Below are 6,927 nucleotides of genomic sequence, written 5' to 3' on the forward strand. Positions count from 1 at the left end.
AGGACGTCTACTGGCAGGAGGAGGGACGCCAGTCGATCAGCGCCCTGCTCGTCGCCGTCGCCATCACCGCAGCCCTCGTCCTGGGCGCGAACCCGCTCGACATCGTCCCCGGCAGCGACGGAGTGCCCGGCGTCGTCGTCGCGGTGGGCATCGTCATCAACTTCGGGTTCGTCGTCCTGACGATCCTCAAGGGCAAGCTGCTGACGGGGTTGATCGGCGTGTTCGTGCCCGGTCTCGCCGTCGTGGGTGCCGTGCGCGTCGCGAAACCCGGATCGTGGTGGGCGACCAAGCGATACAAGACGGGCGGGTGGCTCGATCGGCGCTCCCACGCGCGTTTCAACGACGCCTACGACGAACGCTGGAACGCCGTGCGCGACTTCATCGGCGGCCGCCCCTACCCGCGCGAACAGATGCGCGCGACGATGCGCTCACAGATGCAGGCCGCGCGCCGACGCCGTCAGGAACTGCCGCTCGAGCGCGCTCAGGCCCGCGTCGCGCGTGAGATGCGCCGGCATGAGCGGCTGACGGCCGCGCAGGTGCGGCGATCGTCGACGCGGGCGCGCTCGAGACGTCGACGCTGACACGGCGGGGCGACGCTCGACGCCCCACACGGTGCGGAACTGCACCACGTGGGACGTTCGCGCCGACCGATTGCCCCACTCGGCGCGATCTGCGCCGAGTGGGACGTCACGAGGTTCGAACAGTTCCGCCCCGGGCCAGGTGCCTCGTTCGTTTCACTCGCGTACCGTCGAGCCCATGGACGAAACGGTGTTCACCTACGGCAGCCCCCAACTGAAGTTCGGCCCCGGAGCCATCGACGAGATCGCTTGGGACGCATCCAATCTCGGCGCGCGCAGCGTCGCCGTCGTGAGTGATCCGGGCGTCGCGGACGCAGGCATCACGCGACGCGTCGCCGACGTCCTGACGGGCGGTGACATCAGCGTCGACGTCTTCACCGGCGCCCGCGTCGAGCCGAGCGACGCCTCGTTGCAGGAAGCCACCGACTGGGCCCGCAAGAACGGGCCGTGGGACGCGATCGTCGCCGTCGGGGGTGGCTCGAGCATCGACACGGCCAAGGCCATCGCCCTCATGACGACGAACGACGGCGACCTCGTCGACTACATCAACGCGCCCGTCGGTGGCGGCAAGAACCCGACGAAGCCGCTCGTGCCCGTCATCGCCGTGCCGACGACGACCGGCACGGGCAGCGAGTCGACGACGATCTGCGTCCTCGACGTGCTCGAAGCGAATGTCAAGACGGGCATCAGCCATGCGTCGCTGCGCCCGCGGCTCGCCGTCGTCGACCCGCAATTGACGATGACGCAGCCCGCCGGCGTCACCGCGGCCGCGGGCATGGACATCCTCTGCCACGCCCTCGAGAGCTACGCGGCCAAGCCGTACACCGAATTCGCCGCCAAGCGTGCCGAGGAGCGCGTGCCGTACTGCGGCGCCAACCCGATCAGCGACATGTGGTCGCGCGAGGCCGTGCGTTTGCTCGCGACGTCGTTCCGCACCGCCGTCGCGGACGGTGACGACGTGGACGCGCGCGGCGCGATGGCGCTCGCGGCGACGTTCGCGGGCATGGGGTTCGGCAACGCCGGCGTCCACGTGCCGCACGCGTGCGCCTACCCGATCGCCGGCATGGTGCGCGACTTCCGCCCCGACGGCTACGACGCCGACCACCCGATGGTGCCGCACGGCATGGCCGTAGCGATGACGGCGCCCGCCGCGTTCGCGCTGCTCTACCCCGCCGACCCGGGGCGCCACCACGAGTTGGCCGCGTTGCTGGAACCGGACACCGCCGGCAGCGACCTCGGCTGCGATGCGCTGCCCGACGCACTGCGTCGCCTCATGCGCGACATCGGCCTGCCCAACGGCCTTGTTGCACTGGGCTATTCGAGCAGCGACCTGCCGCAGCTCGTCGACGGCGCGATGAAGCAGCAGCGCCTGCTCGCGACGGCGCCCGTCGACATCACCGAGACCGACGTCGAACGCGTGCTGCGAGATTCGATGACGCTCTGGTGACGACACCGCTGCCGTGAGGCGGGCGCTACGGTGGGGCTCGGCATCGCAGGACGTCGACCGCTGCGGGGGGTTCACAGGTGGCCGGGCCTACAAGGCGCCCGCCCGTCCCCCTCTGCGATTCGCGCATCGATTCCGTCGTCACGCCGGGCCCCTGGCATGACGCCGCCCTCGTCCGGCTCGCCGGTTCTGACGACGAGCGTCCGATGGGCTTTCCGGCTCAGTACGCCGAGCGCATCGCGAAGATCGGCGACAAGCCCCTGCGCAGACGGGTGAGGCCCGGTCGCCCGCGTGACGACGGCAGGACGCCGCAGCCCGTCAGCGTCCGGCGACCGTCACAGGTGATGCGCCCAGACGATCGGTCCCGACCGCGAGCGCACTGGCGCCTGACCCGCGACCGACGACGCCGGCAGCGACGCCGGCGTCAGCGTCAACGTCCGAGCTGCAGCGCGATCATCGGCGCGAGGGTGCGGACGACGTCGCGCGGCGGCATGGAGGCGATCGGCTCGATGCCGATGAGGTAGCGCGCGAACACGAGCCCGGAGATGACGGTTCCGACGCCCGCAGCACGGCGGGAGGCGTCGGCGCCTCCGATGTGATCGCGCACGTGCGTCAGCAGCTCGGCGGTGATGAACTCGCTGAACAACCCGCGGATGGCGGGATCGCCGAGCACACCTTCGACCGTCTCCTGCAGCACCGGGCGCGAGCCCGCGCTCTCCCACACGGTGATGATGGCCATCAGGAATTCCTCGGCCACGCGCTGCGGGGGCTTGCCCCGGGCACGGCTGAACACGGACTCGACGGCGAACGTCGGGCTGAACTGCAGCCCCATCGCCTCGGCGAACAGCAGCCGCTTCGTCCCGAAGTGATAATTCACCAACGAGTGGTCCACACCGGCCTCCCGGGCGATCGACCGGGCTGACGTGCCGCGGTATCCGGAGGCCAAGAACTGTGCTCTGGCCTCCTCCAACAGGCGTTCTCGGGCATCACTACCACCTTTGGGACGCCCCCGCGAAGAATTCACCACGGTGGCATCATCGCATCAGGGCGGGCCATGCTGGGGTCAATCGCACGACATCGCAGAGCGGCCACGAGCCACGCGCCCAGGCACCGCTCCCCGGCATCAGGAGCCGTCATGACCGAACCCACGCCGCCCATGCGCGGCGAGCACCACACGCACGCAGACCTCGACGCGGCCCGCGCCGAGGAGGCACAGGCCCGCACCGAGGCGCCCGCGACGACCGGCACGACGCAGAACGGCGTCGAGGCCGACGGCGCCGAACGCGTCGAGGAACCCGAGAAGGAGCAGCCGCCGCTGCTCGTCTTCGTCCTCGCGCTGCCCGTCGTCCTCGGCCTCATGCTGCTCGCGTTCGCGACGCCGGCCGTGCACTCCGGCGCGAAGGATCTACCCCTCGCCGCCAGCGGCCCGCAGCAGGTGACGTCGAAGATCACCTCGACGCTCGAGAAGGAAAAGCCGGGCGCGTTCGACGTCAAGACCTACTCGACGCCCGAGCAGGGCGCCGACGCCGTCAAGAACCGCGACGCCATCGGCGGCATCGCCGTGAAGCCGCAGGGCGCCGTCATCCAGACGGCCGCCGGCGCGGGCTCGCCGTACTCCGCGCTCCTCAAGGGCGTCGGGGCGGGCCTCGAGAAGCAGGGCCAGAAGGTGACCTACCAGGAGCTCGCTCCGCTCCCGGCGAAGGACCCGATGGGCACCGCCATGACGAGCGCCGGACTGCCGCTGATCTTCGGTGGCATGGCGACGTCCGCCGCACTGTTCTTCACCTTCCGCGGCTCGTTCGCTCGACGTGCGCTCGGCGTCGTCGGCGTCGCGACACTCGGCGGCCTGCTCGCCGCGTGGATGCTCACGTCCTGGCTCGACGCCGTCGACTGCTCGTTCTGGAAGCTCGCGCTCGCCTTCGGCCTCGGCATCGCGGCCATCGGCTTCACCGTTCTCGGACTCGCGAAGAACCTCGGCCCGGCCGGCTTCGGGCTCGGCGCCGTCGCGATGCTGTTCATATCCAACCCGATCTCGGGCCTCGCGACCGGCCCGCAGTGGCTGCCGCACCCCTGGGGCACGATCGGGCAGTTCCTGCCCGTCGGTGCGGCCGGCACCGCGCTGCGATCAGTCGCCTACTTCGACGGGCGCGGGGCGTCTCAGGCCTGGATCGTCCTGCTCTGCTGGGCCTTCGGCGGGTTCGTCCTGCTGTCGCTCGGCAAGTGGCGCAAGACAGCGCACTGACGGCCAGCCCGGGCGCGACGAGCGACGCGGCATCATCCGGGCGCGATCCATCATGGCTGGGTCGGCGCCCGCGCCATGTCGTGGCGGGCCTGTCGCGCACGGGGCGAATCGGGCACAGGCGAGTCGGGCGCGGGCATTGCGCAGAACACGGCGGTGCAGGAGTACGTGAGTCGGGCACGGGGCACTCGGGCGGGGCGAGTCGGGCGCAGCCTTGTCACGCACCCGCTTCCGGCCGTCGGCGGGACGGATCGTCGCAGCCAGCACATGTCGGAATAGTTGAACAGTCAACGGTATTGACACCGGCATGAAGATCGACATCTGGAGCGACATCGTCTGCCCGTTCTGCGTCATCGGCAAGCGACACCTCGAGCTGGCGCTCGAGAACTTCGAGCACGCGGACGACGTCGAGATCGTCTGGCACAGCTACGAACTCGACCCGAGCATAGAGCGTGAGCCCGGCCGCACGCTCGTCGACACGATTGCGACGAAGTACGGCATCAGCGCCGAGCAGTCGGCGGCGAGCCAGCGGGACGTCGCAGCGCGCGCGGCCGCCGTCGGCCTGACGTTCAACTGGCAGGACGCGAAGTACGGCAACACGTTCGACGCCCACCGCCTCATCCATCTCGCAGCGCATCACGGACTCGCGACCGCGGCGGAGACGCGCCTCATGCACGCGTACTTCACAGAGGGCGTCTCGATCGGCGACGTCGACGAACTGCAGCGTCTCGGCGAGGAGATCGGGTTGCCCGCCGACGACGTCCGCCGCGTCCTGGCCGGCGACGAGTTCACTCAGGACGTGCGCGCCGACGAAGCGGCGGCGCGTCAGATCGGCATCACCGGTGTGCCGTTCTTCGTCCTCGACGGGCGCCTCGCCGTCTCCGGTGCGCAGCCCGTCGATACGTTCGAGCGCGCCCTGACGCAGGCCTGGCAGGCTCGTACGGCCACCTCGGACCCGACCTTGGACGCGGCGGCAACGCACGGCGCGTCCACGTCATCCGACGACGCCGACCCCGACGACGTCGAGCCCACCGGCCCCGACGCCGACTCAGTCGACCATGGCCGCGCCAGCACCCACAGCCATCCCGGCACCTGCGACACCGACCACTGCGCCATCTGACCGCGGGCCCGTACCCATCTGCGATTTTCGTACCCGTTTACCGGGAGTAAATGTGGACGAACATCGCAGATGGGTACGGCTCCGACGCCCTCATAGCCGCCTCACAGCGACGCCATACGGGGTGGTGAAGTGAGGGCGGGACCGTGGCGTCATGAGCACGCAGGTCACCATGCCGCCGACACCGAACAGACTCGGCGCCTCCGCCGTCGCGGCACCACGCGAACCGCGCGTCGTCCCCTCCTGGTGGCGTGACGCGAGCATCGTCGTCGCCTGGGGCCTCGGCCTGTTCGTCGTCGCCCTGTGGGTGACGAACGGCGGGATCGCCGGCCTGACGTCCACGTCGGGCGTCCTCGACGAATCGGGCCGCCTCACGGGTCTGATCGCGAGCTACCTGCTGCTGCTGCAGGTGCTGCTCATGGCGCGAGTTCCGTTCGGAGCAGGCCTTCGGGCAGGATGGGCTGACGCGCCTGCACCGCTGGGTCGGCTTCTCGAGCTTCACGCTGATGCTCGCCCACATCGCCCTCATCACGCTCGGCTACGCCGCCGACGCGCACCAGAGCATCTGGGGGCAGATCGTCGACTTCACCCTCACCTACCCGGCGATGCTGCTCGCCCTCGCCGGAACCGTCGCGCTGTGCCTTGTCGTCGTCACCAGCATCAAACCGCTGCGCCCCGCTAGCGCGACTCGGTCCCCGCGCTCGCGCGCGCTGCGCTACGAGAGCTGGCATCTGCTGCACCTGTACGCCTACCTCGGCGTCGGTCTGGCCCTGCCGCACCAGCTGTGGACGGGCCGCGACTTCCTCGCCTCGCCCGTCGCGACGACGTTCTGGTGGGCCCTGTACGCGGCGGTGGCGCTCACCGTCATCGTGTTCCGTGTGCTGCTGCCGCTCGCGCGCACCCAGCGCGCCGGCCTGCGCGTGACGAACGTCGAGGAGATCGCGCCCGGCGTCGTCAACGTCAGCGCCGTGGGGCGCGCCACGGCCGCACTCGACGCGCGCGCCGGCCAGTTCCTGCAGTGGCGCTTCGGCGGGCCGGGCGTGACGCGCGCGAACCCGTACTCGCTGTCCGCCGCGCCTCGCGTGAGGGACGACGGGCAGGTCGAGCTACGCTTCACCGCCGCGATGATCGGCGACGGCTCACGCCGCCTGTCGACGCTGACGCCGGGGACGCGCGTCCTCGTCGAAGGACCGTACGGCCGCATGCACGCAGGTGCGGCGCGCACCCGGGCGTCGCTGCTCATCGGCGCCGGAATCGGCATCACGCCGCTACGCGCCCTGCTCGACGAACTGCCGAGCGACCCCGCGACGGGGCGGCTCGACGCGACCGTCATCCACCGTCACAGCACCGACGACGACCTCGTGCTCGACGACGAGATCGAGGCCATCACCGCCGCGCGCGGTGGCCAGTACATCGTGCTGCGCGGCCACCGCATCCCCGGCCGTGAGAGCTGGCTGCCCGAGGATCACCGTCACCTCAGCGACGCCGACGCACTCTTGCTCGCCTGCCCGGACGTCCGCGAACGCGACGTCTACGTCTGCGGCGGGGC

At 70.7% G+C, this 6,927-nt stretch carries 6 protein-coding genes; 5 read left to right on the forward strand and 1 reads right to left on the reverse strand.

Annotation, left to right across the window (positions count from 1 at the left end; genetic code table 11):
- On the forward strand, positions 1 to 581 hold a 581-nt coding region (locus B2284_RS13295), incomplete at its 5' end, for a hypothetical protein (RefSeq protein WP_286697634.1).
- Between the two features lie 175 nt (positions 582 to 756).
- The gene (locus tag B2284_RS13300; protein ID WP_131941872.1) at positions 757 to 2,025 is read left to right on the forward strand and encodes a hydroxyacid-oxoacid transhydrogenase; all 1,269 of its coding nucleotides are present in this window, start codon (positions 757 to 759) and stop codon (positions 2,023 to 2,025) included.
- A 427-nt stretch (positions 2,026 to 2,452) separates the two neighbouring features.
- Here the strand turns inward: B2284_RS13300 and B2284_RS13305 are convergent, their stop codons facing one another.
- The gene (locus B2284_RS13305) at positions 2,453 to 3,049 is read right to left on the reverse strand and encodes a TetR/AcrR family transcriptional regulator (RefSeq protein ID WP_136788632.1); all 597 of its coding nucleotides are present in this window, start codon (positions 3,047 to 3,049) and stop codon (positions 2,453 to 2,455) included.
- A gap of 108 nt (positions 3,050 to 3,157) precedes the next feature.
- On the opposite strand from B2284_RS13305, the gene B2284_RS13310 reads away from it, so the two are divergent.
- From B2284_RS13310 to B2284_RS13320, 3 genes are all read left to right on the forward strand, one after another.
- Positions 3,158 to 4,264, forward strand: a complete 1,107-nt coding sequence (locus tag B2284_RS13310) for an ABC transporter permease (protein ID WP_200829307.1) — start codon at positions 3,158 to 3,160, stop codon at positions 4,262 to 4,264.
- A 304-nt stretch (positions 4,265 to 4,568) separates the two neighbouring features.
- Complete coding sequence (locus B2284_RS13315) at positions 4,569 to 5,381, forward strand: DsbA family oxidoreductase (protein WP_131941876.1); 813 nt, start codon at positions 4,569 to 4,571, stop codon at positions 5,379 to 5,381.
- A 503-nt stretch (positions 5,382 to 5,884) separates the two neighbouring features.
- The coding region (locus tag B2284_RS13320) for a ferredoxin reductase family protein (protein ID WP_286697635.1) at positions 5,885 to 6,927 on the forward strand (1,043 nt) is incomplete at its 3' end.

This window comes from Dermacoccus sp. UBA1591 (assembly GCF_002322065.1).
GTDB classification, from domain to species: Bacteria; Actinomycetota; Actinomycetes; order Actinomycetales; family Dermatophilaceae; genus Dermacoccus; species Dermacoccus nishinomiyaensis.